The sequence below is a fragment of the Pantoea sp. 18059 genome (genome assembly GCF_902706165.1).
GTDB lineage: Bacteria > Pseudomonadota > Gammaproteobacteria > Enterobacterales > Enterobacteriaceae > Pantoea > Pantoea agglomerans.
On the sequence record NZ_CACSJS010000069.1, the window covers coordinates 1 to 393 of the forward strand.

Here is a 393-nt window from a genome sequence, read left to right on the forward strand (position 1 = left end):
GTCTTCATCGGCCGCGGCAACGACGTGATCGTGCAGGACGCGCTCGAGCGCAAGCTGTACGTGATCCGCAAGACGGCCAGCGCCGCCATCCAGAGCCTGAAGCTCAAGCACAGCAAGGAATACTACGTTCCCAGCATGTCGAGCCGCACCGTGGTCTACAAGGGCCTGCTGCTGGCCGACCAGGTGGGCACCTACTACCTCGACCTGCAGGACCCGCGCTGCGTCTCGGCCATCGGCCTCGTGCACCAGCGCTTCTCCACCAACACCTTCCCCGAGTGGCCGCTCGCCCACCCGTACCGCTACGTGGCGCACAACGGCGAGATCAACACCGTCAAGGGCAACTACAACTGGATGCGCGCGCGCGAAGGCGTGATGGCCTCGCCCGTGCTGGGC

1 protein-coding gene is annotated in these 393 nt (G+C 65.9%); it reads left to right on the top strand.

Features of this window, described 5'->3' with window-relative positions; translation table 11 throughout:
* Positions 1 to 393: hypothetical protein (locus GVJ63_RS22100; protein ID WP_159227379.1), on the top strand; the 393-nt coding region annotated here is incomplete at both ends.